The organism is Pseudomonas sp. UBT (assembly GCF_050915955.1).
GTDB classification, from domain to species: Bacteria; Pseudomonadota; Gammaproteobacteria; order Pseudomonadales; family Pseudomonadaceae; genus Aquipseudomonas; species Aquipseudomonas antarctica_A.
Window position 1 is genome coordinate 1,735,002 of the sequence record NZ_CP168079.1, and the last position, 1,066, is coordinate 1,736,067.

Annotated in this window: 1 protein-coding gene; it reads left to right on the plus strand. The window is 57.8% G+C overall.

Features of this window, described 5'->3' with window-relative positions; genetic code table 11:
- Positions 1 to 1,066, plus strand: a 1,066-nt coding sequence (locus ACDZ94_RS07885; protein ID WP_432751305.1) for an immunoglobulin-like domain-containing protein, incomplete at both ends; no start/stop codon positions are given.

The window sequence follows — 1,066 nt, forward strand, 5'->3', positions numbered from 1 at the left end:
CGATCAAACCGTCACCACCGCAATTAAGGGTGTGACCGGCGGCGAGCACTTCGAAAACCTGGTCCCTGGTACCGATAAAGTCACCACCACTGTGACTGACACTCCGGGCACTGCTGACACCACTACCGTGACCCTGACGGCTCCGTCCGAGGTGAGTGAGGGTGGCCAGATCACCTACACCGCAACCTTGAGCAACAAGGCCGGTACTGACGTCACTCTGAAGCTCGATAACGGCTCGACCATTACGATCAAAGCCGGCGACACCGTCGGCACCGTGACTGTCCCAGCACCTAGCGATGACGTGTTCATCGACAAGAGCACTCAGACGGTCAAGATCACTGACACCGCTGGTGGCAACTTCGAGAAGCTGGAAGTTGCTGGCGACGGCGCGACCACCACGATCAACGACACCATCGACAAAGTTGATGTGGTTCTGACTGCCACCACCACCGTTGGCGAAGGCGGCAATATCGTTTACACCGCGTCGCTGGTCGATAAGTCGGGTAACGCAGTAACTAACATCACCAACCCGCTGACCGTGACCTTGGACAATGGTCAGACCATCACCATCGGTGTGAACCAGTCCAGCGGCACCGTCACCACCGTGGCGCCAAACGATGTGTACAAAGGCGACCAGACCGTTACCACTGCCATCAAAGGCGTAACGGGCGGCGAGCACTTCGAGAATTTGGTTCCTGGTACTACGCCGGTTAACACCACCGTCACCGATACTCCGGGCACTGCGGACACCACCACCGTCACTTTGACCGCGCCAAATGAAGTCAACGAGGGTGGCCAGATCACCTACACCGCAACCTTGAGCAACAAGGCCGGCACTGACGTCACTCTGAAGCTCGATAACGGCTCGACCATCACCATCAAAGCCGGTGACACAGTCGGCACCGTGACTGTGCCAGCGCCAAGCGATGACGTGTTCATCGACAAGAGCACCCAGACGGTCAAGATCACTGACGCTGCTGGCGGTAACTTCGAGAAGCTGGAAGTTGCTGGCGACGGCGCGACCACCACGATCAACGACACCATCGACAAGGTTGATGTGGTTCTG